Origin of the sequence: Xanthomonas sp. NCPPB 3583 (assembly GCF_041475715.2) — a bacterium.
Taxonomy (GTDB): Bacteria; Pseudomonadota; Gammaproteobacteria; order Xanthomonadales; family Xanthomonadaceae; genus Xanthomonas; species Xanthomonas euvesicatoria.
On record NZ_JCAQNY010000002.1, the window covers coordinates 25213 to 52192 of the forward strand.

General features: G+C 57.6%; 23 protein-coding genes. 6 read left to right on the top strand and 17 right to left on the bottom strand.

Annotation, left to right across the window (positions count from 1 at the left end):
* Positions 1-344: 344 nt before the first annotated feature.
* Positions 345-668 (top strand): hypothetical protein, encoded by a 324-nt coding sequence (locus ACCQ07_RS21525; RefSeq protein WP_372364240.1) that lies wholly within the window; start codon positions 345-347, stop codon positions 666-668.
* Between the two features lie 218 nt (positions 669-886).
* Here the strand turns inward: ACCQ07_RS21525 and ACCQ07_RS21530 are convergent, their stop codons facing one another.
* Positions 887-1528, bottom strand: coding sequence for a hypothetical protein (locus tag ACCQ07_RS21530; protein WP_372364241.1), 642 nt, complete (start codon positions 1526-1528; stop codon positions 887-889).
* Positions 1529-2185: 657 nt separating this feature from the next.
* Here ACCQ07_RS21530 and ACCQ07_RS21535 point away from each other — a divergent pair.
* The 3 genes from ACCQ07_RS21535 to ACCQ07_RS21545 are packed head-to-tail and all read left to right on the top strand — an operon-like array spanning position 2186 to position 7456.
* Entirely contained in the window at positions 2186-2827 is a 642-nt protein-coding gene (locus ACCQ07_RS21535) for a DUF1629 domain-containing protein (RefSeq protein ID WP_372364242.1), read from the top strand.
* Between the two features lie 32 nt (positions 2828-2859).
* Entirely contained in the window at positions 2860-6783 is a 3924-nt protein-coding gene (locus ACCQ07_RS21540) for a hypothetical protein (RefSeq protein ID WP_372364243.1), read from the top strand.
* Between the two features lie 40 nt (positions 6784-6823).
* On the top strand, positions 6824-7456 hold the full coding sequence (locus tag ACCQ07_RS21545; RefSeq protein ID WP_372364245.1) for a hypothetical protein: 633 nt from the start codon (positions 6824-6826) through the stop codon (positions 7454-7456).
* On the opposite strand, the gene ACCQ07_RS21550 is transcribed toward ACCQ07_RS21545, so the two are convergent.
* The 4 genes from ACCQ07_RS21550 to ACCQ07_RS21565 form a co-directional block, all read right to left on the bottom strand.
* Complete coding sequence (locus tag ACCQ07_RS21550) at positions 7453-7959, bottom strand: hypothetical protein (protein ID WP_372364246.1); 507 nt, start codon at positions 7957-7959, stop codon at positions 7453-7455. The genes ACCQ07_RS21545 and ACCQ07_RS21550 overlap by 4 nt on opposite strands.
* Before the next feature lie 3 nt (positions 7960-7962).
* Complete coding sequence (locus tag ACCQ07_RS21555) at positions 7963-8967, bottom strand: hypothetical protein (RefSeq protein WP_372364247.1); 1005 nt, start codon at positions 8965-8967, stop codon at positions 7963-7965.
* Positions 8968-9075: 108 nt separating this feature from the next.
* On the bottom strand, positions 9076-10386 hold the full coding sequence (locus ACCQ07_RS21560) for a hypothetical protein (RefSeq protein ID WP_229016139.1): 1311 nt from the start codon (positions 10384-10386) through the stop codon (positions 9076-9078).
* A gap of 158 nt (positions 10387-10544) precedes the next feature.
* Positions 10545-12857 (bottom strand): ATP-dependent helicase, encoded by a 2313-nt coding sequence (locus ACCQ07_RS21565; protein ID WP_372364248.1) that lies wholly within the window; start codon positions 12855-12857, stop codon positions 10545-10547.
* A 134-nt stretch (positions 12858-12991) separates the two neighbouring features.
* Here ACCQ07_RS21565 and ACCQ07_RS21570 point away from each other — a divergent pair, with 134 nt between their 5' ends.
* Positions 12992-13405 (top strand): protein-disulfide reductase DsbD N-terminal domain-containing protein, encoded by a 414-nt coding sequence (locus ACCQ07_RS21570; protein WP_074052251.1) that lies wholly within the window; start codon positions 12992-12994, stop codon positions 13403-13405.
* A gap of 51 nt (positions 13406-13456) precedes the next feature.
* Here the strand turns inward: ACCQ07_RS21570 and ACCQ07_RS21575 are convergent, their stop codons facing one another.
* From ACCQ07_RS21575 to ACCQ07_RS21630, 12 genes are all read right to left on the bottom strand, one after another.
* Positions 13457-14233, bottom strand: coding sequence for a hypothetical protein (locus ACCQ07_RS21575; RefSeq protein WP_074052250.1), 777 nt, complete (start codon positions 14231-14233; stop codon positions 13457-13459).
* A 57-nt stretch (positions 14234-14290) separates the two neighbouring features.
* Entirely contained in the window at positions 14291-15430 is a 1140-nt protein-coding gene (locus tag ACCQ07_RS21580; RefSeq protein ID WP_131828645.1) for a DUF7146 domain-containing protein, read from the bottom strand.
* A gap of 265 nt (positions 15431-15695) precedes the next feature.
* Complete coding sequence (locus tag ACCQ07_RS21585) at positions 15696-17618, bottom strand: vWA domain-containing protein (RefSeq protein ID WP_372364250.1); 1923 nt, start codon at positions 17616-17618, stop codon at positions 15696-15698.
* 27 nt (positions 17619-17645) lie between these two features.
* Complete coding sequence (locus ACCQ07_RS21590) at positions 17646-18713, bottom strand: DUF3150 domain-containing protein (protein ID WP_074052247.1); 1068 nt, start codon at positions 18711-18713, stop codon at positions 17646-17648.
* A gap of 229 nt (positions 18714-18942) precedes the next feature.
* Complete coding sequence (locus ACCQ07_RS21595) at positions 18943-19608, bottom strand: hypothetical protein (protein WP_229016141.1); 666 nt, start codon at positions 19606-19608, stop codon at positions 18943-18945.
* Between the two features lie 10 nt (positions 19609-19618).
* On the bottom strand, positions 19619-20677 hold the full coding sequence (locus ACCQ07_RS21600) for an AAA family ATPase (RefSeq protein ID WP_074052245.1): 1059 nt from the start codon (positions 20675-20677) through the stop codon (positions 19619-19621).
* Between the two features lie 70 nt (positions 20678-20747).
* Positions 20748-21521 (bottom strand): hypothetical protein, encoded by a 774-nt coding sequence (locus tag ACCQ07_RS21605; RefSeq protein WP_372364251.1) that lies wholly within the window; start codon positions 21519-21521, stop codon positions 20748-20750.
* Positions 21522-21975: 454 nt separating this feature from the next.
* Entirely contained in the window at positions 21976-22857 is an 882-nt protein-coding gene (locus ACCQ07_RS21610; protein ID WP_372364252.1) for a RecB family exonuclease, read from the bottom strand.
* 4 nt (positions 22858-22861) lie between these two features.
* Positions 22862-23686 carry a hypothetical protein gene (locus ACCQ07_RS21615; protein WP_277937960.1) on the bottom strand — a complete coding sequence of 275 codons (825 nt, stop codon included), beginning with the start codon at positions 23684-23686 and terminating at the stop codon, positions 22862-22864.
* A gap of 205 nt (positions 23687-23891) precedes the next feature.
* Positions 23892-24506, bottom strand: coding sequence for a single-stranded DNA-binding protein (locus ACCQ07_RS21620; RefSeq protein WP_372364253.1), 615 nt, complete (start codon positions 24504-24506; stop codon positions 23892-23894).
* Between the two features lie 205 nt (positions 24507-24711).
* The gene (locus tag ACCQ07_RS21625; protein WP_005997790.1) at positions 24712-24900 is read right to left on the bottom strand and encodes a hypothetical protein; all 189 of its coding nucleotides are present in this window, start codon (positions 24898-24900) and stop codon (positions 24712-24714) included.
* A gap of 159 nt (positions 24901-25059) precedes the next feature.
* A complete protein-coding gene (locus ACCQ07_RS21630; RefSeq protein ID WP_005997792.1) occupies positions 25060-25344 on the bottom strand; it encodes a hypothetical protein in 285 nt (94 codons plus the stop codon).
* 797 nt (positions 25345-26141) lie between these two features.
* Here ACCQ07_RS21630 and ACCQ07_RS21635 point away from each other — a divergent pair.
* Complete coding sequence (locus ACCQ07_RS21635) at positions 26142-26960, top strand: hypothetical protein (protein ID WP_372364255.1); 819 nt, start codon at positions 26142-26144, stop codon at positions 26958-26960.
* Positions 26961-26980: the final 20 nt, after the last annotated feature.

Here is a 26980-nt window from a genome sequence, read left to right on the forward strand (position 1 = left end):
GGAGGTTCCGTCTCTGAGTGCCCGCTTGATGACCGTCTGCCAATACCGTGCAAGCTCATCAACGTCGATGTCTTCGCGGGGCGTAGCGATGCAGTTACGCCCCGCGCAGTATGCACATCGCGGTCGCAGCCGATGCGAATGCCCTGCCCGACCTGCTACCGGCCCAGGCGGGGGGCGTGACCGCAAGCGGTCACCGGCTTGGGGTACTGCGCACCAATGCCGCGTGGCGCGTCACTGCCGGTCGGCTCTATTCCTCACACGCTACGCGCCCTACTTGCAGAAGCTGCCGAGCCCGTGCGCACAATGGCCCTCCCGGGCGTTATGCCCCTGATGAGGAGATGCCAATGAGCTACATCCTGCTGCGAATCGTTGAGGGCGCCAGCGTTGCGCTCTATCGACATGAAGAAGCCGGCCGGGCCGAGCTGCTGCCCACGCGTCGCGACTTGTTCAATTATCCAGGTGGAATTGGTTGGGGTTACGGTGGTAGCGGAGCTAAAAACCTTAGCTACGCAATCGCGGGCAAACTGTTCGAGATGGACAATCTCAGCGATGCCGAACTGCGTAGACGCGGCGATGAAATTTTGAAACATGTAATCAGCAAGTCAACTTTGGACAATGATGCCGAGCATGATTTGCAGGTGGACCCCATCAAGCAACTGTTCCCCTGATCGACTGCTGGCACCTCGCCGCCCCCCCCGCTTGCCCTTCCCTTCGTAGCGATGACCTGGCCGGGATACCCCCAGATCAACATGGGGAGCTAGTCGACCCTCCACTAGCGTTGTCGGGAGGTGGTGCGTCCACAAAAAAGCCCCTGCTAGCTGTGCTAGAAGGGGCTTCGGATGAGTGACTACCAAGATAACAAATGTGCTGCAGCGGAGCATGGCTGCTACGCAACTAGTCTACTGCGACATTCGATAATGGATATCTGATCGGCGATCGAATCAGCCAAGGAGCTGAGCGATCGTGCGGTATCGTGGTTATCCCAACAACGTTCGAGAGCGCTTTCTTTCCTAAGTGCAACTATGCGCTCCTTCATCGATTTGACGTCACCAACGTCCTGTAAATCTTGGATCCACAGGTTCCGGTTAGAGATGGTGTCAACCACGTTTCCGAAAGTATCAAGTAGTTTGATTGCTGTAATGTAACCGAACTCGTTCCAGTCTTCATCCAAACAATTGTCATCTTGGAAAAAGATGGATTCGACCTTGGCTCTAGCGATCTCCCAGGTGCCACCGATGTGTTCCCTGGCTTGGAGCAGGCCCATGGCGGGGAACATCAGATTACCGGAACGCGAAACGTGGTAGAAGCATTCTTCGACCCAGGGATAGTCGTCGTACATCGGTAGCGCTACTTTGTACTCAACGCGGGCACCTGCAACGTAGGTATATCCTGTGAAAATTGGCTGAGGACCTGAAGTTGCGCAGCTCGCAACACAGAGTCGAGACTTAGCCTCCTCAGCACTTGCGTAGATGCGCACAGCAAGATTGTGGAAGGCGCCGTCGAGACGGGCTTGAACTAGAGTGGTCATAATTTGCTCCAAACGAAAAGGGGCAAACAGACCTCACCCAAGGGCGAAATCAAGTTCGCCCGTTGGGGATTGATGAAGGTGTTACGTAAGTAGTGCGTGGGTGGCACCGGCCACTACGGAGATGCGCAGAGCGCTTTCTAAGGCTGAATGTAGAAAAATCCCGCCTAGCTGTCAAGGTCAAACGTCTGCCCCACCGAGCGAATAGCAGCCCTCACGCGTTCGTTAGATTGGCTGGCAATTGGGTTCGCAGATTCCGTGTTGCAGTCTGCTCCTGTATCAGCACGGTGGTGATAGTTCATGCTAGAAATATGCGAGAACGATGCGGCGCGCACCCGCGCGGCGTGATTGCGATCGGGCACCGCGCCTCTTGCCAGTGACGCAGTCTGTCCGTTGTGCTTACATCACCGCCTCGCCCCAAGTCCGGCGAGCTCCTCCGTGGAACATGTCTATACTGGGGAGCACCCATCGAGCTATCTCCACAGCGAATCCCTTGGACAGCGTTTCGCTGTTGCCTCTCCATCCTTCGTCTAAGATCGTTCCACTTCACAGACAAGTCCAAACCGTTGCTGCCTCCATCACACGCTATCGGTGCTCAAACAACGGGGTTGAACCGCTTCCAGCATTAGAGATCACAGCCTCAACGATGAGACCACGCTCATGCAAGCTAGTTTCCCTAATCAGATTTCCCGCGAAAATTTTTACATGCTCGTATCGGACATGGAGAGTCCTAGACCGCCGTGCGGTGTGCGATTTGACAACCTTCGTCAACTGCTGACCCCCTCCCGCCTGATATTGCGTCCAGAAACGGGTGGCTTTCCGTCATTCCTCGATCAACCGAAAATGACCTATGACCCAAGCAGAGGTCCCGAACCCCGTGACCTAGAGCCTGGGTTTGGAGGTTATTGGCTAGTCTCCCAACGACTTCATGACGCTATGTGCTCAAGTGACCCAGGCGCATTTGCGTTTCACGAGGTGGATTACCGATTACTTGACGGCAGCAAGGGCCCACGCCATTTCCTGTGTGACGTCATTCGGGAGCTCGACGCCCTAGACGAGGAGGCATCGAAACTGAAGGTGGAGGTCGATGACGATTTTGTGCGTGGGAAGTTCTATTACTTTGGGGGTGGGGCCAGCCTCGCTTTCCGGTATGAGATTTTAGGGTATTCGCATGTTTTCCGATTGCCGTTTAATCCTTCGGTGTTCTGTGATCTAACGTTTAAAACTGCAGTTCACAGTGCAGGTATACCTGAAGACCCGGAAATCAGCGGGATGTCTTTTATTGACGCGTCGGACCTTTGATCGAATAGAGCGACGAGGAAGGACACTAGACAATGGCAGATAGGGCCCTCTTCCAACAGCACCACGCGATCGAGCAGAATGCATTCACACGCGATCCCCTGCTGCAGGTACTGGCGGACACCGGTCGGTTCAACAAGGATGCGGCAAGTAATCTGATCAACCTGCCCAATGACAAGGTGCTTGCAGATGCAATCGGCGTTACGCCCCATACGGGCAGGCCAATCAAGGAGTATGGCCTCGGTCTGAAATATGTTCTTGAGCGCTTAGCTGCCACGAAAGATGGCAGAGCGGCGTTATTGGAAGATCCAGATGCCTTAGATCGAGTGGCGCTTAAAGTTCAGCGATTGAGCGACACCGCACAGGTGGGTCTTATCAACGGCGATCTGCGGACCAACATTGCATTAGGACAGACTATCGGTCAAACGCGATCTGCAACGCAGGCTTTCTTTGCTGACCCGAACGGCTACGCCGCTCAGAACGCAACGCAGTTAGACCTCCACGGCCGGGGCAGCGTCAATTCACGACAATGGGCGGGAGTGACACTCAGCGAGCAACGTGTTGTATCCACTCTGCAGCACTTCCAGACTTCAGGGAAGTCATTACTTGGCGGGGGCAATCTCGATCTTCAGCAGCATGGCTTGTCCACGGCAATTTCAGAGGCGTATCACGGTGGAAAGCTGATGCTCTCACCGGGTGGCGTGGCCGTGGTAGAGAACACCTTGGGTGAGGAGGCCGCCAGACCTTTGCGGGTCCCTCACGGTCAAAGCGGTGCGGCGTCCATGGAAATGCTGCTCGGCACGGCGTCGGCCAGCACCTTGGTGCGCTCCGGCGGCTTGCTGGCCACCGGCGCGGATGCGGTGGTAACCGCCCGGCGCTCGGCCGAGTTGCTGGAACAAGGCAATGCCATTGCCGCGCAGTCTGAGGTCACCCATGCTTTGGCGCGCAACGTCGGCGGCTGGGCCGGTGGTGCCTCCACCGCGGCGGCGCTGGGCGGCAGCGGCTTCGTGCCGGCTGCGTTGGTGGTCGGCGACGCGCTGTTGATGAGCAAGGCGTTCGACAAAGGCGCCGATTTGCTGGACAAGCGCGCCATCTACCACCAGACCGACAAGGCCGGCGTGGAGTGGCAGTTCAACGGTCGCAACTGGCAGCGCGAAGCAGCTATCGACCTTGTGCAGGATGGTCGCCAAACTCCGAACGAACAGCCTGTGGTGGCCAGCTATGAGAAATCGCAGGAGCTGGGCGCCCTGGCCAACGCGAAGGCGGTGGAGCTCGCGTTAGGCAAAGCACCGCCGCCCCAGGACCCGTTCAACCTCCCTGCACGGGCCAGCGACCAAGTGGGGTTAGACAACCAGAATTGGCATCGCAACCCCGAACGCCAGACCTGGGAGCGCCAAGTCAGGACCGCCGGCTCTGGCACCGATGAGATTGGCAGCTATGCCCTCCAACTCGCTCCCCCGGAGCGCGTGCAGCAGCTCAACCAGGAGGCGCTGGCACGCATCGAGAGCAACGTCGCCACTGGGCGCGAAGCCATTGCCGCCGCCTACTTGGAAAACCACGCAGCGCAGCGGGCCCATGCCTATGGTGTCGATGTGCCGGCGGCCGTCCAAGCCGCCCAGGCCAAGCCCGGCGCTGTGCTGGGGTCGGACGCTCAGCTTTACCGGCGGAACGAGTCCGGGCGGTGGGCCGGCAAAGATGGCGTTGTCAGTGGCAACCTAGCGCTGGAGTTGGAGCTGACCGACCGACTGCGGCAGCCCTCAATCGAGCGCTCCCAGGAAGCCTTGGCGGCGATCCAGGCACTTCCCGCGCCGACGGCTGCGCAGATGGAGCACAACGAGTTGCTGCATCGTTACCGGGCAGCAGGCGTCGATTTGAACGTCAACCCGCAGACCCAGCAGGCGGTGGAGCTGGCTTCGCAGCGGACCATGGAGGCCAATGGCATCACCGGGCCGACTATGCAGCAGTTGCAGCGCAATGATTTGGGGCAATACGGCTATGACAGCCCCATCGCGCACCTTCAACGCGGCAGCGATGGGGTCACTCGTGTGGTGGCCATCACCAGCAGCGAAGACATCCGGCAGGCGTTGAGCCAGGCGCAAGGCAATCGGCGAGAGGTGCCAAGCCTTGGGCGCGGGGCTGAGGGAACGGCAGACACGGACAGCTCGACCTCCGAGTCGTCCAATCCGCAGCGCGTGCTCGACCTGCAGGCAAGCATGCAGGCTTCTATTGCGGCGCAGGCGCGACAAGAACGCGAACAGCAAGATCGTCTTGCGCAAGAGCAACACGCCGCGCAGGTGCGCGAGCAACTCCAGCAGGCGCAGCCTGAGCGAGAAGGCCAGGCGCAGGTGGTGTTGGAAGGTCAACGCCAAATAGAGCAGCAACGTGAACTCCAAGAGCGGCAGGCGCAGACCAGCCAGCAACGCGAGCTGCAGGAGCGTGAGGAAAGGGACGTCCAGGAACGTCAGGCGCATGAGCGCCAGGCCGACAACCAGCAGCGGGAGCAACAAGACCGCCAGGCTCAAGAAGCAACGGGAACTGAGGTCCAGGAACGTCAGGCTAAGCAAGCACAGCAGCAGGACCAACGTCAGCAGTCCTCGCAGCAAGCTGACCCCCAGCCCCACGCTCAGGATGCGGCGCTGGCTCAACAAACGCCACGGACCGAGTTGCCGCAGGAAGACGCGCGTCAGCGGCCAGAGGTGCAGAACCAACAGGGAGGCGAACACCTGGCTCCCACCACGCCCGACCCGCTGAAGCAAACCCCTGTTCCAGGTGACGCGCAGCGGCGTCAAGCACAAGAATCAGAACGCGCTTTGGAACCGCAATCGGTGCAAAGCGGCGACACCGCGCGCATCCAAGTGCCTCACTCCGAGGGTCGGGAATCGGGCAACCCACCTTTGCAAAGCGCGCCGGCCGATGCGGTGAGCCCGGCGCTGTATCACCAGGTGCAAACGCAGCAGGCGGAGATGGGGCAAGTGCCTAGCCGCCAGCAAGACCCTGCGCGTGAGCAAGAGGGAGAATCACATCGCGTCATGGCCCAAACAACGCGTGCGGCAGAAGAGCCGTTGATGGCATCACAGGCCACGGCGCTTACCACTTCTGAGCAAGAAGCCAAGGCCGAGCAGTCCCGTCCTTCAGACACCTTGTTCGATGCTCATGGTGCGCCGTTGCCTCCAGCTCAACACCTCGCGCAAGCACACGATCAGTCACCAGAAGCCAGTGCTATGAGTCGCTCCTCCGTAGGGGCAGAAGACGCGGAAAACCAACGCACTCAATCCACCCCAGCGCAGGACCGTAGCGCCGCAGACCCGGGCGGTGCTCTATTCCTGGAAGAGACCATGCGCTCGCTGCGCCAGCTGCAACAGGAGATTGAGCGGGCGGATCGGGAAGACGAACGCTTCCACCAGGAATGGAAGGAGTATCGCGAGCGTGGAGAACCCTATCCCTTCGTGCACCTCGATACGCAAAGCGTGCAAGGCCGCTTGCCCAGTGAAGCGGCTGAGCAAGTCGATGCTTTTTCACCCCTAGCTCAGCGCTTCGCCGGTCCAGAGGGAATTGATGCGCCAAACGAGTCCTCGCAAGTTGAGCGGAAATCCATCACGGGCGACCCGGACGTGGACGAAGTGCTCTATGCGCTCGACAGCAAAAACGAGCTGGCGATCAAGCAGGCTCTAGATCGAGTGGCCAATAGTGCAGCGACGCAGGCGTTGTTGAAGAAAGGCGACGATTTCCTGGAGGCGCAAGCCCAGCAGGAGGCCCAGGAGCTTGCCGCCACACGCCAGGCGCTGGGGATGGATGTCTCAGCCGAGGTAAACACCAGCCGCGGGCCGGTCATGGTGATGACGCTGCCAGAGTTCGCCAAGGGGCCGATGCAGAGCGGACCCCAAGGTGACGGAGGTGGAGGTGGAGACGGGGGTGGAGGTGGAGGTGGCGGTGGCGGAGGTGGCGGTGGCGGTGGTTAGTCAAACTCGCTTGCATAGCCCTTTGAGATAAGGAGATTACGTGGACAGGCAAGACACAATCGCAATTGCGGAAATGATGGCGGCTTTGGAGGCCTCGAACACTTCGTTTCAAGAAACCATCAAGGTCCTGACGACGCTGACTTCGTCTATGCAACAGCGCGAGCAACGTCTGCGCGATCTCATCATGGAACAACTCAACGTGCTTCAGGGCGCGGTGGGAAGCGCAGACCACAAGGTGAATCGAGTGTTGGAGAACGCGCTGCCGAGACTGACGCAGTTGACCAACCTGGCGCTAGCTCAGACGCTAGAGCCGGCAGCGAAGCGGTTCAATGAGCAAGTGGCCAATGCTGACCAGACTCTGCAGCAGGCCACGCAGCGCTACACCCAAGCTCAGCATACTTTGGAGACGCGGGTCACGCGGCGTATGTGGATCGCCTCGGCCACGATGCTCGTGGCAGGCATCCTGGGCTTAGGGGCTGTTACGTACTCGCTGGGCATCATCAACGAGAAGCGCGACGAATTGGTGCAGCTTCGCGCCTCCATCGGCTATTGGAAGCTAGTCGCTCAAGCAGACTTGGCGCCTTGCGGAGAGGATCGCCTCTGCGCAACGATCGACAAGAATGGGCCCCGCTATGGCAACCAGAAACAGTATCGAGCTGTCAATCTACGTTAGTTAAACCCTTGCGCTTTCACTGCTTCAGTGTAAGCAATATGCATCGACAGTGCGGCACGCACTCGCAGCTCGAACAGATCGCATTGGTTGCCTGGAAGAGTCTTTGCTCCCGCATTTTCTGGGAGGAAGACTGCGTAGTCCCCACTTACGGTGCGAGCGATCCTCGTCGGGCCACTGTCTGAGATCCAGCCGCTCTGTGATAGCGAATCGGTCAACTGTCTGTTGTATAGGCGTTCGAAATATACTGACGTTTCTCCGTTCTGGCACTGGTAGCTGCTGGTCTCCACAACTGACTTGGCTTTTTCAAAGATGGTGCACCTGTGAAAGCGAGGGATGACCTCTACTACTCTGGCTGCATCGAGAACAGCTTTAAGTCTTGTCGTGACGCATTGGCTGTGCCCTTCCGACAAAGCCAATTTGCTCACTAAGTCGTCATTGGTGGCGTTGTTAGACCCGCATGCTGAAAGAATTAGAAGTAACGTTGAAAGCATTGTTTTCTTCATCGGTCACGTTTGCATCAAAAGAACGCTTGGACAGTTGCTGTGAAATGCATCCTTGATCATTTCATACAGCGCTTCAGGCACGTGGTACTGCAGGTGGTCTGGCCGCATCACAACAATCAAGTCGTCAGCAAAATTGTGCTTGTCGTAGTCGCTGAATTGGTTCTGACGAGCTTTCAGCCTAAGCAGCATTGCAGAGCTGCCCTCATTGATCGTGGTAGCCAGCTTGTGCCGACCATTCAACCTCGCCAGAGTGGCGATTGCTGCGTTGACGCGCAGGATGATGTTGAGGTTCTGTCGGCTAATGTGCATGGTCAGCGGCGACCTGAGCAGGCGAATGACGAACTGCGCTGCGCCGGAGCTACGTTTGACTGGCAGCACGATGATGTCTGGCTGGTCAACGCAGAATCCGGCCATCAGGTCGTTGGTGGCCAGCAGCGCTGCGTTGGCTGGGACCTTCTCGGGTTGGAACCGAGCCTTCACTTCATCAAAAAAGGTCCGCAAGCTCCGTGAGCGTGCGTAGTCCAGTGTCGCAAGTAGACGTTCATTCGAGCGGCCGCCGGTTGGCATGTCTGGCCATTCGATCAGATCGTTGTATGGGACCGTGTTGAGAGATCCAGACGGATCTAGAATCGGCCTGAGTGCCGTCATTAGGCGCTCTGCGAGTTGACGGAACGCATCATGGGGGGAGACGGCACGTTCGGCGCTCCAATCCAGCAACGGCGCTCCGTTCGATATGGGAGCGCCCTGAGCAAAAACTTCGGACAAGTTCTCGTTCACCGAGATGGCGTCGCGGGCCTGCCGCTCGATCGCCGATAGCACGCTGTGGTAGATCCGGTCGAGGGCGTCGACCGAATCCTCCAGCCTCAGCAGGTCCAGGACGACCGACTCTGGGATATGGGGTAAGTCTTCAGGCGCCTGCGCCGGCGATGCGCCTGACTTGAGGCCAATCCGTCTCTGGGTCAGGAGCGGATTCTTGCTTCGCCGGTGGATGTGCTTCTTGGAACGCATAGGGGCGATGAGTTATGAATCGGTCAATTCTCACGAGCCAGCTTTGCGTTCGTAACCCGGGTTAGGGGGAGATTGAATCGGGGCGTCCCTGCCCCATCTCCTGACGCCTTAGCCCGTTCGCCGCTGCTGTCCGTATCCGTTCCCCTGCTGGCGCTGGCCACCTCCGGCGCCGCCGCGTGCTTCCTTTGCAGCTTGGGACTTGGTGTGCAAGTCGGCGGCGCGACGGATGGCCTGGTCCACCAAGTAGCCGTCCTTCTCCTTGAGTTGGTCCTTGCACGTCCGGTAAAACATCGCCAGAACTTCACCCACATCGTCCGGTCCCACATTGACGTTGCGGATGTCTTTGCCCTGGGCGATCGTGAAGCGGATGGCGCCGGCATACTGGTCAGCCGTCTCCTGCACTTCGATCCACTTTTCATTGGTGGCGCCGTGGCCGGCGAACCTCACTTTTGGCAAGAATCCGCGCAGGACTGCCGTGATGAGTTGAACTTCCTTAGGCACACACATCAGAGTGATCTTGCCGTCCCAATTCATGCCACCGCGTGTTGACTGTCCAGCCGCCTTTGCGATGGCAATATTGACAGTGTAGTTCGTATTCTGGTTGTTCACGCAGCGCTCGAACTGGATGGCAGTGTCCCGTCCGAAGCAGGCCTTTTGGTCGTACTTCGACTCCTCCGGAACGCGTGGGCCGCCAGAGCTACCCTGCGGCTGGCGCTCACGTGTTGGATGACTCACAACACGACGGTCCTCATAGTCGCGTGCCTGTGGGCTCAGACTGCGATTCTCCGATCGCGCGGGCGGCTGGTGTTGGCGCTGCTGGCTGCCACTGTGCTGTTGGTTTTGGTGTTGGCGCTCCTGCTGGGGCGCCGGCCGGTGCTGCTGCCTCACCTGTTCCTGGCCCGAGGTCGCATCGGCATCGTCGCCGGGAGGCGGCATGGAGCTGATGCTGTGGTTGCTAGGCGCACTCTGATGCCGTTCCTGCTGCTGCCCTGCAGCAGGTGCCGGCGCACCAGACAGGCCGAGCAGCGAGGGCAGCCCCTGCGCACGAACCGCTCTGTAGCCTTCGCGCAGGTGCTCGGTCAGGAACCCGGTGGCGTTGGTATCCCCGGCCTCTGCGCTTGCCAGTAATTCACCCACCAGCTTCGCTCCTTTCAGCTTGCAGGTTGCATACACGGCCGACAGCGAGATCGTATTTGAGATCGCCTTGATGATGCGGCTATGCAGCTTCAGGGTCAGCGACCACGCACGGATCTGGTTGGTCGAGGTGGCATCCTTTTGCTGCAGTCCCGCGACCAGGCTCTGGCCGTACTGCGGCGGAATGCTGGAGAACAGAACGGAGATTTCACCCGGGTCAAGCTGGGTGAGACCAGCCTTCTCCAAGAGGCCATTGAAAACTTGCGGACGAACGAGGTTGCTCATGTGCTGATCCCTGGCAAAAGTTTCCCAGCACATCCTTTCGCCTTCTAATCGCACAGCCTGCGATTAGCGCAAGGAGCTGCTGTTCACTCATTTGTACCAGCGAGCACGATCACTCGGAAACGAGTTTGGGGGAGAAATTGAGCGTCGCAGTTGAGGTCTTACAGCACCATCCAGTCGCCACCCTCGGTAAGCACCTCGTATGCCGTGCTGCCATCGGCCAGTCGGATGTGGAACGCAGGAGATGTCCCCACGCGACCGATCACTTCGCAGGTGCCGCGGCTGCGGCTCCAGATTTGAGCGCCTGGGGCGAGGGAGGAAATGTCGGTAAGTGGCCTACCTGCGCTGAGTGCCGCCAGGTGAGGAAGCGTTTCGATGCGAATCAGGCCTGCCATCCCTTTTGCCTCGATGTACCGTTGCGCGACACGCGGATTCCGCAAGGTGATGCAGTCCTGAACGCCGTCGCGCACCGCCTCGGATACACGCATCGAGATCCCCAGCTCGCCCTCAAACAGGTATGGACTGGCGCGGCGAATGCCGTCGTTGGCGGGGGGGAAGTCATCGTATTGCTCGATCCAGCCGGTGAGCATCGGATCCTCGGCGTGCTGGATCACCAGGTGGTGCTTGGCACGTGTCACGGCAACGTAGGCGAGCCGGCGCTCCTCCTCCGCGTCCAGGGGTGAGTTAGCTGGAACGACGCCGGCGTTCCAGCTGGGAAGGATCACCAGTGGGAACTCAGCACCCTTGCTTGAATGGACCGATTGGATGCGCACGTGTGGATGCTTGGGCGGCTTGTCCTTCTCGTGAGCGGCCATCGGTCCCAGTTCATCCAAGAACGCGGTCAGCGTCTCGAAACCCTCAGCAGCGGCTCTCATCGCCTGTACATTCCGGACTTTCTCCTCGCCATCCTCGCGGGTGCGTGAGTGTTTGAGCAGAGAGTCGATCAGGTTGGTGTACTGGATGTAGGTGTCGATCACTTGGCCGGGGCGCAATGACCGCATGCCACCGGCACACAGCATCTCCATGAAGCTTGCCCGGTCCTTCAGCATTGGTAGGCCCGTTTTCAAGCGTTCCATCTCGTGCTGCGTGACGATCGACGCAATTTGGTTTACGGCCTGCAGCATGCCCTTCCCGACTGCCTGCGAGCCTTGGTCTTCGAAGACCTCCATCGCGTGGACTGTGAGCATCTGGGTCACCGCGTTCGACACAAATACCGTGGGAGCGACCATCATGGCCTGAATGAACCGCGGAATGCTTCGAGTAGGGAAAGGCCAGTGGTCGGCGGCCATTGCCATGGCGCCCACCAAGCAGCCAATTTCAGGGTTGTAGAGCGTTGCCTCACGGCCATAGACAAAGAAGGGGATGCCGGACATCAGCATCTCCATCTGCAGAGGGACCGAATGACTATAGTTGCGGCACAGCATGGCGGCATCGCTCAGAGAACCGTTGGCCATGCGTTCCTGCAGCAGATTGATGATGAAGGCGTTGCGCCCCTTCACCGGATATGTCAGTTCGACCAGCGTGTTGGGATTGCCTTCCTCAGCAATACTGATCTTGTCGTCGCGCTCCTTGTTGTTGACCACGATATGATTGGCGAACAGCGCCAATTCGTCACCGAATCTGAAGGTTCGCGACATAGCGAAGCGAGTGCACGGGGTAAAACGCGCGGCGAATTCGTGCACGATGTAAGACACCTTGCTGCCGCGCCAAGAGTAGATCGCCTGATCGGCATCGCCAACCACCACCACGGTCGTATCCGGACCTGTGATGCCTTCGAGGATGCTCATCTGAACCTCTGAGATGTCCTGGAACTCGTCCACCTGGATCTGCTGGTAGCGTCCGCGGAACAGGCTCCAGAGCTCAGGGTTGCCGCGCAACGTCACGGCGGTGTCGTAGATTTGGTCATCGAAGAAACGCAGGCGCCTACGAAGGCGCTCATTCTCGAACCTGATGTACGCACCCACAATCAACGTACGGGTCTCGTATGGCATGTCGGTGCGATCGTAAACCGTACCGGGTGTGTCAAAGCAGCTCTTAGTCAGGGTCTTGAGCGAGTTCAGCATCTCGAACTGCTCCTGGGAGACATAGACGCCCTTGCCCGCCTGGTCTTTCAGAGCTTGCCGCATCATCGCGTCTTCAGCCGAGCCCGAATCCTTTGGCTGAACGGTCTTGCCGACGTGGCCCTGCTGCTCAAGCTGCTTCCACATTGCCAAGCAGAAGGCATGGTAAGTCTTGACGTGGGGAATGTCGGAACTGCCCATGCGCCTGGTCAGGCGGCTGCTAAAGTCCAGCTGGGCTTCCTTGTTGTACTGCAGGCAGAGAATCTGGCCTTCAGGAATGCCGGTGGCGATCAACCGCCGGCAGCGCTCCACCAAGGTGGTGGTCTTCCCCGCGCCGGCAACCGCAGACACCAGAGCGTGCCCGGTGACGTGGTTTGCTACGGCAATCTGTTCGTCCGTGAATCGTCGGCTCATGTAGTCAGACTAGGCCATCTGGGAGTTCGGCCCAAGTGGGTTTGGGGGAGCATTGAAAGCACCCCCAACCCTGGTTTCGGTCTCAGGTCGCCGCTGCTACCGTGATTTGACCTTCTTCGTAGACTCGCACACGCATGCAACGCATTGCCCTCCTCCTCGCGATGCTTGCCAGCGCGCCCCTCGCCCTGGCTGCCTACGACGAGCCCCTGTCGGCAGCCCAGGCCTTCCGCCCGACCCTATCGGCCTACGACGCGAACACCTTAGTCATCTCGTTCCAGATTCCGGAGGGGTACTACCTCTATCGTGATCGTTTGTCGATTCTCGACACGCAGGGTTTTCAGTTGACAAGTTACCAGATCGGCGGCACTAAGGTGATCGATGATCCGGTCGCTGGGCGGGAAGAGGTGCTTGATGCCGGTAGCCGAGTCGTCGTTCGCGGCATGTCGACTGGCCAGGCCTCTGGCGTGCAGCTGCGGCTCAAAATGCAAGGCTGCCTCAAGGATCAACTCTGCTATCCGGCTGAGGTGCGAACACTCACGACACGATGACTCAGAGTCAACAGGCACAAACAATCCCCGGCAGATGGCCGGGGTTTTTGTTTACGTAGTGATGATGTAACCGCGGGCGATGACGGCTTTCCCTAGCGGAATGCCCCACTTATGTCTCCAGCTGCCCCAGGCACCGATGATGCAATTCAACGGCGCGGCGTAAGGTTTGACCTTAATTTGAGGATGAGCGGATTCCAACGTCGACCGCTGTCGCTTCACTGCCCAGTAAAGATCAGCCTTCGGCGTTGCCAGAAGCAGCGTCTTGCCTGGGCCCAGCAGATCAATAATTGCCGTTAGAGCTATGTCAGGGTGAACTTTAAGGCTAACGTCGCACTTGCTCCACTGCTGTATTCGACTGGCCCTATTGAAGTGCAGTGCATACTGATCGCGTCCAACATGCTCCAGCTGATAGGCATACCATCGCTGCTTAGCGTGAGCATGATTGCTGGCATGCATTAAGCGCGGCTTAGCGTGGGTGAGTTGTCGGCAAATCATTGCTGCTATGACGCCAAGAAGGCTGCTCGAAAAAACAGAACTTAGAAGAAGCAAATTCCGCCGCAATTGAGGGTGGTTGTAGGTCAGTTCTAGGTGATTGGCAGCGGATATAGCACCAAACATGACTAGCAGTCCGATGCACAGAAAAAAATTGCATAGAGCAACGACCATCATCTGTTGATCGGATGGCCATCTGGTGCGTATCGGCCTGTCGAACGCAACCGTAAAAAGCCATTCGATCAGTGGGCTCGTAGCACGCAATCGCCAATCGATCATTGGGATGGCTACAAAAATAGCCACGATCAGCCAATTTTGCAGAGGAGTGAGGAACATAGGAACCTAAGTAGAACCCCGGCCTCACAAAGCGCCGGGGTGATGGGGTGGGATGGTTTAGTTTAGCGAAGCCCGTAATGGTTCGAGAACCTGCAGCACGATCGGAAGCTTGCGAGCTTCCTCAAGGCCGAGAGACCGGAGCACGTCGTTCCAGTCGACCGTCTTTTCGCCTGGGGCGGGAGCGAACGGCGGAATGACGCAGACAGCCTTCTTACCTGCCTTTCGGAGGCGGGTAACCAGCTCGGCCGCTGCAGTTTGACCGACTCCGTTATGGTCTCGATCAGCCCACACAATTACGGCCTGAACGTAGTCGGGAACCTCTACTTTCGTCATCTGGTTCTGGTTGAGCGCGGACCACGTAGGGTATCCAGCAATGGCTCGGGCAGCCAAGGACGACTCGATGCCCTCTCCGATCATCAGAACGGGATGAGGCTCGGTGTCGAACTTGACAGCACTGCCTTCGATGGGATGGGTAGAGATGGAGGATGTAAGCCGACGTACAGATTCGACGTTCGCCTTCCGCCCATCAACGGTGATCCAAGTGCGGTGCAAGCCACAGGTACGTCCGTTGATGTCCGTCATCATCGCCACCATGGCCGGCCCTGTATGCGTCACATTGCGTTCGGTGAAATATTCCAGGGCGGGATGACAGCGAAGCACATTAAGCGGCCCACGCACTTCGTGCAGCTGCCGGTTGTAGAACCAGCGCCGAACGGGTGCAGAACGGTCATCGGTCAGGGGTAAAGCATCGCCCCAGATCTGCTGAACGATCTTCTTGTTGAAAGCATCCTTCCGCGCAACTTCGTCAGGGTCCTTGGCCTTCACGTATCGGACCGGGAGGTTCGATGCGTCGAAGCGACCGCCAAGTGCCTCCACCAGCATCTTCTTGGCTTCGAAGAAGGTGCACCGGCGGGCATGCATCAACAATGCCCATCCGTCAGTCCATTTGCCACAAGAGCAAATGGCGCCGCCAGTGTCAGCGAAATCCTGAAAAATACGGAAATCGTTGACACCGCCGTGAAACGGGCAAGTGATGTGGTGCTGGTGTCCTCTCTCCACGGCCAGATCCAGACCAGGAATGAGGCCCGGCAGCACCTGATCCCAGCGTCCCTTCAGTGTTTCGTTGAGCAGTCTGGTTTCATGTTGTTGCTTACGCCGGTATTCCTGTTCTTCTTCTGCGGTGCGAATGCGGTTCATGTCGGCTCCTTTGGTACGCGGTTTTTGCTGAGCAATTGCGATCAGCACGCCGCTATTGCATGGCGTGTTCTGAGGCGTTTTGAAGTGCCCGGTTCGGGCTTGTTGAGGTGGTTCTGAAGGTGTGATTGATTCGGTATTGGCGGGCCGATTCCCGTTCGTGAGGCGAGCCTCAGAAAGTGCATCGGCAAGCTAGGGGCTTGCCCATGAACTCTCCAGGCCAGGAGTCTCCCCAACCAGCCTAATGGCCGGCTGGGGATGTCCTGTGTCAAGCCGCTCGCATCAACTTGCGGCCGAACAACCTTGTAACAACCTCAGGTAGTTGCGAGATGTCGGTCAGATCAACCCAGTTCTCGAAACTGCAGACGTTCCGCGCACCATAGGTGCCCATCACTGCAACTTCGATACCCAGGCTCAAGGCGTACTCAATAGCTGCCTTGGTGGATTCAACGCGATCGCTATTGGGTTCACCGTCGGTAGTCAGGATCATCACCTTGCGTGGCTTGCGCTGCGCTTGGAGCATCCGGATACCCAGGTAAACACCATCGTCCATCGGCGTGCCACCAGATGCATGGAGCTGGAAATGACCAGGTACATGCTTTGCCTTGCGTCCGAATGGAAGGATGATGCTGTTGCCCGGGAAGGTGAACGCGCCGCAAGTGACGCCTTCAATTCCTTCCAGAGCCACAGCCGAGGCATAGACTGCCTCACACGTTAGTTTGATCTTGCTTCCGGACATCGAACTGGATGCATCCAGGCCCAGTACGACCGCGGTGTCCAGTGCAATCTCTTCTGAGACCGATTTGAACACCCGGCTATCGCCGACAGCTACACGATGGATGTGTGAGGTCGACATTCGACGTCCGCGCCGGTGGATGCTCACTTCAGCCGCAGAAATGGCTTCCATGTTCCGCCGGAACGATCGTCGAAGTGGACTGGTTACAGCCAAGGCTGCACCCATGTCGCAATCCGGATTGGCATTCGTATTGAATGAAGTGGTGACGTTAGAAACGTTGACGTGCATGGCTGGGCTGTCGATCTTGAGTTCACCCCGCGAGCGAGGTGCCACCTGATTGACCACCTGTGCCAGCGCATCCTTGATGGCTTCTGATCGTTCCCCGGCCCTCTTGTCCGTGTTGGAAGGGTCGAGAATGGACTGGAGTGCCGCCAAGACCGGGTTATCGCCTCCACCCGCCCTGTCGCCGGGACAGATTTCGTCATTACCCGTGTTCCCTAAGTCAGGCCTGTTGCTTTTGCCCTCACTGGCGCCGCCCTTCTTACCCTGGTCACTGCTAGAGCCTTCAGATGCGCCCTGCTGGTCGTCCTGGGCATCCTGCTGGTCCTGGCAATCGCCAGAGCCCTCAGAAGCACCCTGTCCGTCCTGCGGGAGGTGATCGCCTTGCCCCTGCTGTCCCATCTGATCAGCCGCCCCGGAGGGTTGCTGGCCTGGCCGGCGCTGCTGCTCCAACTCTTCCTTGGCCTTCTCGATGAACTTGGCGATGTTCCTGGCCATGGTCAGCGAATCGGCGGTACAGGAGAGCTGGTCCAGCTGCGGGAGCATTGCGTCCAGACGCGTCATGAATCCCTTGGAAAACTTCGACTCACAAGTCGCATAAGCCTCCAAGGCCAGCTCCTTCGTACCCACATCCCCGCGATAGTCGCAGTAGAGCCGGTACAGCAGGTAGCCGGTGAGTGCGCCCATGGGAGTGGCTTCAGCCGTCACATGGGTGTACCGATCCATTAGGTAGAGCGATTGGGTAAGACTGTCGAGGAACTTTCGAGTGTTCGGCCACTTTACGATGAACGCATTCTCCATGCGCACGTCTTCGATGATCCGAAACAATGAGTCCACCAACGGGGTCACGCTCTTGAGATGCGCCAGAACCGCGAAATCCGATTCTGATACATGCCCCAGTTCGTGGTACCCCAGCCCGTATGCAAGCGACGACATCAGCACAAGCGTGTCGATGTCGTTCTTGTTGTCCGGAATTGGCAGGTTCATCAGTTTGATGACCTTGCCGTCAGTGGAACCGCAATCGCTTGCACCGTAAACCACATGCACCTGGCATCCCGTGGCCGAAGCCAAGCCTGTCAGTGCTATGGGCATGCCGCCCAGCGTCGCCATTGCGGAGCGAACTGCATTCTTCGGATCCAACGCACCGCCCGTAAGGGCGGTGCGAAGGATGGTCATGCATTGATTCTTGTCCATGTAGTGACCTCAGATGTTTTGCGAAAACAGCTGGCGGCGTGATTGCGACAGACTCTGGTTGGCCACCATGACGGCTGGCTCTACCGAGGGAATGTCGGAATACGTTGCAGGCTGCGCCGTTGCCGATCCTGCAAACAGGGTCGGTTGGGCGGGGGTAGTGGGAAGCTGGGGTGCGTTGGGGTTGGCCGCGAAAGCCTCTCCAATTCCAAGTGTCGTTTCCGGATCCATCAGCTGACGCAGCACCGTAGAGCAGGTGCTGGTCTGCTGTGCATTGAGCGGACCGGTGAACGGAAGACTGGATAGGATGACGCGCAGAGAAGTGACGGTCGGATACACGCGAGCATCCAAGAAGGAGTAGTCACTCAGCTTTTCCACAAGTCGGGTGACTTGCTTGACGGTCGCCTGAGTGACTGAATCCTTGAACCGACGCTTCCCTTTCGGGTTGCTGGGCTCCACCGGAACCATGAACGAATTGAAGAAGATGTCCCGAGCCTCGGCCGCTACGTCTTCCATCAGCCGCGGCGTCGCATTCACCATGATGGTGTTGGCGAAGTGCGCATTGATGGGATCAGCATCGTTCTCCGCAGGGGCGGTGATTTTGAAGACGCCAACTTTGAAGGCAAAGCGCTTACGCACTTCATCGGCGGTAAGGCGCCCCTTCATAAGGAGTTCCTTCCATTCGACAGGCGCTTTATCGACCTGCTCGATATAAGCGGACTGCAAGAACGCGATGAACGAATCGACCTCAGCAATGAACTCTGCTTCCAGCTTCGGCAGTTCGTTGAGGACCGTTACAGCACGATCTTCATTCACTGCCACGCAGTCACCGATCAGTGAAAAACCTTCGGTCTTCAGCAAGCGCTCAAGGCGCTTACGCAGTTTCCGCGGTCCTGCCAGGTACTTTTGGTCCACTAGGTTCTTACGGCCATCCGATGCGAACTGCTGCGGCGGAAGGGTGGACGCAATGTCCTTGTAGTCCAGATCGCGGTCGATCTTGAGGGTTCCCGACCAGATCGAAACCTGGGGTGAAAACATCACGAGCTTACTGATGGGCGAATCTTTGATTGAGATGGTCATGTGAATCTTCCGGGTGCGCGACCCACAAGAGAGATGACATCCCGATGCGCAGACGGGATGTTGGTCCCGACTGAACAGATAAGGTCCCCAGGGGACATCACTGTCCCGGTCGGGTAGTTGAGCAGGCTAACGTGGCCTGTGGACGTAAGAGCCAGGGGCTCAAAAGGGTCTTTCTGCTGTCGCCGGCGGAGGCAGGAGAAAGACCCCTCGGAGAGGGGTCTGTTGGTGGTCAGAGCGACATTGAGAACGCAACCCTCCCTGCCCTTGGCGCTGGCGGAGGAAGTGGCTTCGCAATCAAATCGAGATGGCACAGCAGGGAAATGGCTTCCACCGGCACCTTTCCAGTTCGATGTTCAAGGCGGAAAGCTTCCTTGACGTCGAATGCATTGGCGTCAGCGTCGGTAGCAGCTACATCAACAGCGTATGCAGACATCGCGAAGAACACAGGAACAGCCTGGTGCCTTTGGCGCTGTGGCACATACGTGGTGACTTGGACGCCCTTGAAGTTGTTCTTGACGGCTGCAATAAATCCGTCGAACTCAAGATCGAGACCTGAAGGCCCCGGCACATCCTTCACTACCAAGCCCGACTGGCGGACACCGATAAGGAAGGCGTGGACTGCGTCCATGTCGAGGAACTGGGCCGTATAAAAATCAAGCGGTTCCTGAGCTGCATCGAGCATTTCCGAGAAGAATCCCTGTGCAAGGTACGAGCCAACGATCTCGTTGATCCGGTCCTGCTCGGGGACTTTTAGTGCACCAAAACCCTCGACGTCCGTCTTAGGCCTCTTTCCGGGCTTGGTGGTTGTGATGGTAATACCGACATTATTTTTGGAGACCTCGACACTTTTGAATGTGCCGTCGGCCTCCCGCTTGCGGAGGATGATCGGGGCCATGTGCTACCCCTTATACGAGGATCGTTTCGTAGAGAGCCTTTACGGCTTCCTTCTCATGATCTGGCATCAAGTTGGTCAGGACCGGGCCCAGGGCATACAGCCCCGGTGAAACGCCACGGTTCAGCATATAGCCGAAGGTCGATTCCAGGTACAGCCAGTCGATCACCATCGAGCGACAGAAAGTACGAGACAGCTGCACGTTCTGATTGCCGATCTTGGTGGGCGTCTTGCCTGCATCGCGCAGTGCCACGACAAACGTGGCTTTCTTCTTGACGACACCGGCATCGAGATCCGGATACAGGGACTGGATGAAATCAGCCTCCTGATCCGCCGTTGGAGATTCGTACACCATGCTGAAGAAGCGACGCAGCACGCTAGCGTTCTGGCCGCGGGTACCCGCGAAGGCATCCGTGGGATCGTCCAGGAACTTAGAGTTGCAGGTAGCGTGGACTTGGAATCCGCGCTTGGCGTGGATGACTTCGCCGGTTTCCGTGATGACCACCGTGCCGGTATCGAAGAACTCGTTCAACCCCAGCAATGTGCTGGGCTTGGCGGCGTCGATCTCGTTGATGACCAATGGGATTCCGTGCTTAGCAGCCAGAGCACCGGCACCGTATTCGATGATGGTGTCACCACCAACAATAGAACGCGTGTACAGCAGGTCGGTAGGCTCCATATCCGCCCGCATCGTAACCTCGATGCACGGGATGCCTTGGATGGCAAGCCGTTGGCGAATGTGTGTGGTCTTACCGGTGCCGCTATCCCCGCTGACCAGCAACCCTCGACGCGGTTCCGCGTCATCACGCGACCACTCACGAGCTAAAGCCATAGAGAACAGGCGGTCGAACTCGATGTTGTCGAAGTGAAAGTAGGGGTTCAATGTCGATAGGTACGTGTGATTCTTCGTACCCACTCCGACGATTGTGTCAGCGTCGCCGATGGTCAGACCGATTGCCTGCATTTTGCTAACCGCTACCCTGTAGTCCAGGGGTGAGGCTGCCAATGCGTTGGTATCGGCGAAAGGGTCGTTTGCGGGGATGGTGATAGCTTCGAGATTCGTGTTGTACATGGTGGACTCCAGTGTGGAAAAAGGGAGTCCGCCCGTCGGGGAGGATTCTCCCCAGTAGGGTTAGTTGTAGTTATGCGACCTGGCTCGCGATGCCGGAGGGCACGCGAATCGTGGAACGTCCAGCTTTTGGCTCAAAGTCGAACATCTTGCAGAGCCCCAGGAAGGAGAACTCCGATTCGTCCGTGCTGTAGAGCCACATCAGCGCATCCGCATCGCCACGTTCCGCTGCCAATACTGACTGGCGGAACACGTCGTAATGAAGTCGCTCATGCTTGTAGCGAGCCCGAACCTGTTTCAGGATTGCATCCCTGACAATATCCGGATCGACGTTGCTGACGTAGCAACACGTCTCGTAAGAGAACGGGTCGTTGGGTCGGCTTGCGGTCATCCAAACAACCAACTCAATCAAGCGGGCGTTGTTGGTTGCCCAGTTCTGCTGGAAGGCCTCTTGGAAGGCTGTCAGCATTTTCTGGTGAATGATGATGATCTCCTCGCGACTGAATTCCGTGTCGTTTCCCTTGACGCGAGCCTCGCTGTAGCGAGAACAGGCAGGCTTGGAGACATACTCAACGACGCGCTCAGTCTCGCGGGTCCGCATTTGAAGCCTGTACTGCAAGGTCTTCTTACGATCCTTGCCAGGCTGCCTGATGCGAAATGCATCCTTGGAGAATCGGCCCTGCTTTTTGCGAGAGCTGATCAAAAGGTCAAGCATTCCGTCCCGAGTGTAGCGATGACTTACCTCGATATCCGAGTCCGTCACCGTGATACTAAACAACTGGGGCTGTATATCATGGCTGCCCTGACTGTTACGCCGCTTCTGGCGCTTATGCTTGCGATCTTTCATGGTGTCTCCGTCTTGTCGATAAACCGGCTAAGACGAAGCCCCAGAGTCGGGAGTTCGTCCCGACCGGGATTGATGTCGTGATTTGAGCTTCACGGAGCCGTCAGACCAGCTGACAAAATCGACGAGGGTGACGAAGCCCACGATCCCGAATGACTAGGATTGCCTCTACGCTCGATGAAAAGCGCACACGCAATCCCGCCTTAGGCAGGGCACTGGAAGGGGTAGGAAGGTTTGCCCAGAACGGGCGCTGTGAGAGGTCGGAGACCTGAATAATGGGGCTTTAGCGGCGCCCAGACCGTCGTGTCGATGCACGACAAATTTAAGGGTGCCCAGTTGATGTGTCAACCGGTTTTCGGGAAAAAAACCGGGATCGCATAGGCGAATCCCGGCACACTGACAAAAACAAGTTTCTTCACAGTCGGCTTCAACTTCTCCGACTAACGACTTTTAAGTTTCATGCTGCACGTCGTTGGAATGGTTCTCGAACAACAAGACCATCCATTGATCCGACCATGCATAGGTTACGCATATCACAGAGAGTACATGGAGAGGAAAACGCGCTGAGTGGCCTTTTAGGGAACTTCCCTGCCCTGATGTTCCGGCCAGTTTCAAGCCGAGCTTGCATCCACTCCAGCTTTTCTTCCTCACTACGCATCCGCACGACACAAGGCTTTTCGACGATCGGACCAGTTGCGCCGCGCTTGACGGGCACTTTTCGTTTGAGGAGCTCAACGAACATGGTGCCGTCGAGCCGCTCAAGGCCCATTTCCGCCATGAACGCTTCAACTACTACTTGGTAGCCGGTTAGCTGCTCAGATAGTAGTGCAAAGCCCTCAAACGAAGCCTGAGCCGGTGTCTTCCAGTCGCAAACGAATATCCAACCATCACGCTTACGACGCAGGATGACGTCGATGATAGCGGTGTACTCAATATTTTCAGGCAGACCGATCTTGAACTCTCGTTCAAGGATTGGCTCACCCTTGGCATCAAGGACCACTTCATACTCGCCTTGCTTCCAGAACTCGTCGAATCTTTTCATCATCAACCTACCGCAGTCGATGAAGTCCTGGATGGACCAGTTGGCAGGAAGCCGAAGGTTGGTCGCCGATGCTCTGCGCACGAACTCCTGCTCAAAAAACTCAGGTGCCGTAAACAGTGCGCTGTCAATCTCCGACTTCAGGTACAGGTGGATGGCCGTGTGCACAACCTTTCCGAACATCGTGGCCATACTCTCCTGGATGCAGGTGAGTCGGTCGATCTTCGTCAGCTTGTACTGTCGCGGACAAGTTAGGTAGGTAGAGTCAGACGAGAACGACAGGAATAGGGTTTTTTGCATGGCATCAACCCTTCCCATTAGCTATACGGCGCATGCGTACCAACTCTGCCTTCGCGTCCGTGTCGTCGTTCAGTTGGCGAACGTCCTCCCCCGCCAGCTTCGCGAAGTGCGTGAGCTGGGTGAGGAAGCGAGGATCGATCTTACTGTTGTCGATTTTGGTCACGTCCGCTGCGGCAGCTTTAACCTGCGAAGACGCGCCGGATTCGGATGACTTGCTATTGGCATCTACATCCACTAGTTGCACTACTTCTTGCGAAGCAGGTTGCTCGATTGCTGACCCAGCTTCCGAAGATGCAATGTGGTCAGCACCAACGTCCAAATCGTCGCCCTCCGCTCTCGAAGCCGTCTGAGAAATCGGACGGATTTTAAGCACCGCCTGGGCAACAGCAGCTTGGTTAGCCGACTGCGACACAGACGCAACCGGTGTGGTTGCTACCGCCTCTTCAGGCTTCTGCGGAACGAAAACCGGGTTTTGACCCTCGGGTGAGCTAGGAAGGCCTGTGCCGCGATACAGCTGCAGCAGAGCTCTCTTCAAGCCGAGGTCCGTGGAGTTGATGTTGTGGATGCCCTGCAGGATTGAGACCGCGTGGATGACCTTTCCTTCAGGGTCAGACAGAGTTGCAGTGACCTTGACGACCTGCAGCATTGACGGCACGTCTCCACCGAAACTGGTCTTCACGGTAACGCCATTCTCCACTAGGGGGTTGGCATAGTCGGGTAGCTCTAGACCCTTGAGGACGACCATGTCCGTTGTGACGGACCAGCCCAGTTGGGGGTCGAAAACCCTTAAAAAGATCGGCGTGAGGTAGTCCGGGGTCCATTCGCTCATTTCCTTCCCGTTTATGACTACGGGATCTCCATTCGCGTACCGCCACGGCTGAAGCCGGGACCTGTCCAGCAATGTTCCACTGAAAGGGCCGTCGGTGACTTGATACTTTGCAGACATGATGCATCTCCACAACCCAGGCACGCATGCGCGCGACCCTCCTGGGTTGAATCGAACCCAGGGATGGGTGTTGAAGGCTAGATTTGGGTTACCACCGGCACAGGTTCAGGTCCACTGAGCTGCCGGTTTCGGCAGAGCTCATTCCCTTATCCCTGTAGAGGGCGGCAGCGTCACTTGTGTAGCCATTGCTCTGGCCGGGTGACGCGTACTGGTGCGTAGGAGCAGGTGTTGAAGACACAGGCGGTGGTTGGGCGCCTGGGCGTTGCACTGCTAATACCCGCGGAGCGGGTTTGACCGGAACCTGTTCCTCCATCGGAGGCGCAGACTCGATCATACCCTCGGGGCCACACTGCATGGATTGGGCTGCTGGTCGCTCATCGCCCATCGTCTCGATCGAGGCAGCCTCCAGGTAAATTGAGGGACTGCTCTTTCCAGGCGCAAGAGACGTACGACTGCAGATCCCACCAACTACAAGCACGGCCCTCCCCTTGTACAGACTGCGGGAGAAGAACACTGCACCCTTTTCCGTCGTGTTCATCATGACGGTGAGGAAAGTAGTTTTTTCACTGATACTGGCAGCGTTACGCTTGTGGTTTATCGCAATAACGAACTCGACGTCGAAACGACCTGGCCTGTCATCTGATTCCACAATCTGAGCGTCTTTTGTTAGACGACCTGTTACAACGACATTGTTGATACTCATGATGATCTCTCACGGTTGCATTGACACCCAAGGGTGAGAACCAAAAAGGTTCTGAGGTAGTTGGGGGAAAGAACCCCAGTTTTTGTGTGGCAGGGCCACGCAACTGAGAGAACACCATGGTGTCCTTCCTCAAATGCTCCCTAGAGCGCTTGAGGAAGGACACCCGACAGGGTTGCCCTGCCGGGTGTCTAGGCCGAACTCCTGCTCATGCTCCGGCCGCCACGCGTGCAGGCACTAGACCTGCCTTGCGGATCAAGCCATTTTCGCGCGCAAAGGCTCGGAGAGAGTTCATATCCATTTGGTTGGACAGCCCCTGCTCCAGTTCAGCGTGGCTGTCCAACGGTTCACGGTCGAGCAGGCGTCCCATCAGGACGTTTACATCAGCATTGTTCATGATCTTCTCCAATTGACGGGGCGGGTGTCCCCCGAATACACCTCTGTGAAGTGCATTCGGTGGGAGACCCGCCTCCGGCAATGGGATAGGGGTGCAAGTCAGTCGCCTAGATCTCCACTGGCCCCGTAGGGCCAATGGAGTTGATGCAGATCCACTACATCAGCGATTGCAACCGGAGATATCGCCGCTGACCGCTGCGTCGATGCTTTCCTCGATGCCTGCGCCAGTGGCGTAGGCAACCAGGGGGTGCACCTTCTTAGCCGAACATTCGGTATCGATTTCCACTTGCTGGATCGCCGCTGCACGGGCCATGTCACTGTCGGTAACACGCATGACAGAAAACAGGACCAGGACTGCTGCAAAGATGACGCCGACGATCAACCAGGTACGGTCTTTCTGCTGGCGCTTGGCGGACAGGCGAATGGCTTGGGGCTTCTTGCTCATGGGTAGTTCCTCACCGGTGTGCCAACCGGAAGAAATAGAAATCCCGGTGGCACTGGCCGGGAGGTGTGAAACACCCCCGGAGAACAAAAAGTCACCCCTGGCGGGGAACTTTTGTTCCCCGTGGGATAAGAGAGACTGCACAGACGTCGCCGATCAGGGCGCACTTCACGATCAAAGATCGTCATTAGCCTGTGGAGGCTTGGATGCAAAACACGGTGGCGGGCGAAGCGCAAAGCGCAACGTCGCGTCGGCCAAAGTGGATTGCAGGCAAACCAGTGCCCAACTGACCCTCAACTGGGAGGGCAGGCAGACACAAAGTCACGTATCGGGATGCGAAAAACACATGCCGTCAGATACGCGGCCAGCACGAAGCACAGCAACAATCGACACGATTGAAGGTAGGCGTGACTGGACTGGGTGACCGCTTGTTAGCGGTATCCACACTTGGTGGATCTAATGTCGGCACTAGGCCGGGAAAAATGTCAGCGAGCTGACTTGAATAGACCATCTCAAAGGATGGATTCGGCCCCTTATTTTTGGAGGGTTGGGCCTCTGGACCTCTCATCGGGTTGGTAAGACTAAAAGTCGAACACAACCAAGCTGTGTGAAAGCTTAGATGTGGCTCGGCTGGAGTGTCAAGGGCAGTTGCGCCCTTCAAAACCTGTTTTCGAAAATATTTCTGGCATGCAACGAACCCCAGCAATGGAGGGGCAAAACGCCTGTTCAAACGCACATTCCGCGCAGTGTCGGTCTTGAAGAATGGCTATACGGCATCCGCCGTACAGGAAGGAATACCCATGAATGCTGTTGTCCAGCCCTCGCAGGACGCCCCGACGGGTGCGCCACCTGCACCAAAGCTCAACAAGCCCCGTCCCGCGGCGATTCGCACTGCTGCTGCCGCCGCCGAAACTGTCTCAACTGTCGCAGTAGCCCAGAAAGCCAACGCGTCTGCTCCTCCCCGCAAGCCGCCGAAGGGCATCGCGGGCTTCGATATTCCCGACGGCGCCTATCGCGAGAGTCTGGAAGTCACGCTCCGCAGCCTGGAGGTCGTGAAGCTCGCCGACGTCGGTTTCGCTCATGCACACGAATCGTTCTACAACATCGAATTCGTGCTTCCGCACTATCAGAACGAAAACATCGAGCGCATCAAGGAAACCGAGCTTTCGATGTCGGCTCTTGTCGGCGCTCTGGCTTCCGACTTGGCCAACGATCTGAAGCGTATGCGGCAGAAGGCCAAGGAAAAAGGCGTTAGCCTTTCTGGTGGTGGCTACGTACCCAAGACCGTCGATGTGCCGGTGTCCAGCAAGTACGCTGTGATGCTCCTCAACATCCTGAAAGACCTGGACGAGCTCTACTACATCACCAATTCTCTTACCTTCAATTCGGCCATGCTCAATGCCGAACGCGTTGCGATCACCTCGCAGTGGCGCAATCGCGTCAAGCGCTTCATTCGCTCCCTGAAGCACACCTACGTGATGCTGAAGGCGCGAGGCGATCTGCCGACCGATGCCGGTGATCGGCCAGTAGCCACCGTCGAGCAACTGCAGGACGAACTGGACGACCTCGACGACGCCGCCTCGGGTGATGCCGGCCAGGCCGATCAAGCAGCGGTCTAATGCTTAACCCTGGGCAGCAG

Bases quoted from the DNA above. Each gene is read 5' to 3' on its own strand.
- ACCQ07_RS21575 (WP_074052250.1), bottom strand. From the start codon at position 14,233: ATGTTCCTCACTCCTCTGCAAAATTGGCTGATCGTGGCTATTTTTGTA.
- ACCQ07_RS21555 (WP_372364247.1), bottom strand. From the start codon at position 8,967: ATGCGTTCCAAGAAGCACATCCACCGGCGAAGCAAGAATCCGCTCCTG.
- ACCQ07_RS21530 (WP_372364241.1), bottom strand. From the start codon at position 1,528: ATGACCACTCTAGTTCAAGCCCGTCTCGACGGCGCCTTCCACAATCTT.
- ACCQ07_RS21610 (WP_372364252.1), bottom strand. From the start codon at position 22,857: ATGCAAAAAACCCTATTCCTGTCGTTCTCGTCTGACTCTACCTACCTA.
- ACCQ07_RS21585 (WP_372364250.1), bottom strand. From the start codon at position 17,618: ATGACCATCCTTCGCACCGCCCTTACGGGCGGTGCGTTGGATCCGAAG.
- ACCQ07_RS21570 (WP_074052251.1), top strand. From the start codon at position 12,992: ATGCAACGCATTGCCCTCCTCCTCGCGATGCTTGCCAGCGCGCCCCTC.
- ACCQ07_RS21540 (WP_372364243.1), top strand. From the start codon at position 2,860: ATGGCAGATAGGGCCCTCTTCCAACAGCACCACGCGATCGAGCAGAAT.
- ACCQ07_RS21605 (WP_372364251.1), bottom strand. From the start codon at position 21,521: ATGAAAGATCGCAAGCATAAGCGCCAGAAGCGGCGTAACAGTCAGGGC.
- ACCQ07_RS21620 (WP_372364253.1), bottom strand. From the start codon at position 24,506: ATGAGTATCAACAATGTCGTTGTAACAGGTCGTCTAACAAAAGACGCT.
- ACCQ07_RS21590 (WP_074052247.1), bottom strand. From the start codon at position 18,713: ATGACCATCTCAATCAAAGATTCGCCCATCAGTAAGCTCGTGATGTTT.
- ACCQ07_RS21600 (WP_074052245.1), bottom strand. From the start codon at position 20,677: ATGTACAACACGAATCTCGAAGCTATCACCATCCCCGCAAACGACCCT.
- ACCQ07_RS21595 (WP_229016141.1), bottom strand. From the start codon at position 19,608: ATGGCCCCGATCATCCTCCGCAAGCGGGAGGCCGACGGCACATTCAAA.
- ACCQ07_RS21580 (WP_131828645.1), bottom strand. From the start codon at position 15,430: ATGAACCGCATTCGCACCGCAGAAGAAGAACAGGAATACCGGCGTAAG.
- ACCQ07_RS21550 (WP_372364246.1), bottom strand. From the start codon at position 7,959: ATGAAGAAAACAATGCTTTCAACGTTACTTCTAATTCTTTCAGCATGC.
- ACCQ07_RS21535 (WP_372364242.1), top strand. From the start codon at position 2,186: ATGCAAGCTAGTTTCCCTAATCAGATTTCCCGCGAAAATTTTTACATG.
- ACCQ07_RS21565 (WP_372364248.1), bottom strand. From the start codon at position 12,857: ATGAGCCGACGATTCACGGACGAACAGATTGCCGTAGCAAACCACGTC.
- ACCQ07_RS21630 (WP_005997792.1), bottom strand. From the start codon at position 25,344: ATGAGCAAGAAGCCCCAAGCCATTCGCCTGTCCGCCAAGCGCCAGCAG.
- ACCQ07_RS21525 (WP_372364240.1), top strand. From the start codon at position 345: ATGAGCTACATCCTGCTGCGAATCGTTGAGGGCGCCAGCGTTGCGCTC.
- ACCQ07_RS21635 (WP_372364255.1), top strand. From the start codon at position 26,142: ATGAATGCTGTTGTCCAGCCCTCGCAGGACGCCCCGACGGGTGCGCCA.
- ACCQ07_RS21625 (WP_005997790.1), bottom strand. From the start codon at position 24,900: ATGAACAATGCTGATGTAAACGTCCTGATGGGACGCCTGCTCGACCGT.
- ACCQ07_RS21560 (WP_229016139.1), bottom strand. From the start codon at position 10,386: ATGAGCAACCTCGTTCGTCCGCAAGTTTTCAATGGCCTCTTGGAGAAG.
- ACCQ07_RS21615 (WP_277937960.1), bottom strand. From the start codon at position 23,686: ATGAGCGAATGGACCCCGGACTACCTCACGCCGATCTTTTTAAGGGTT.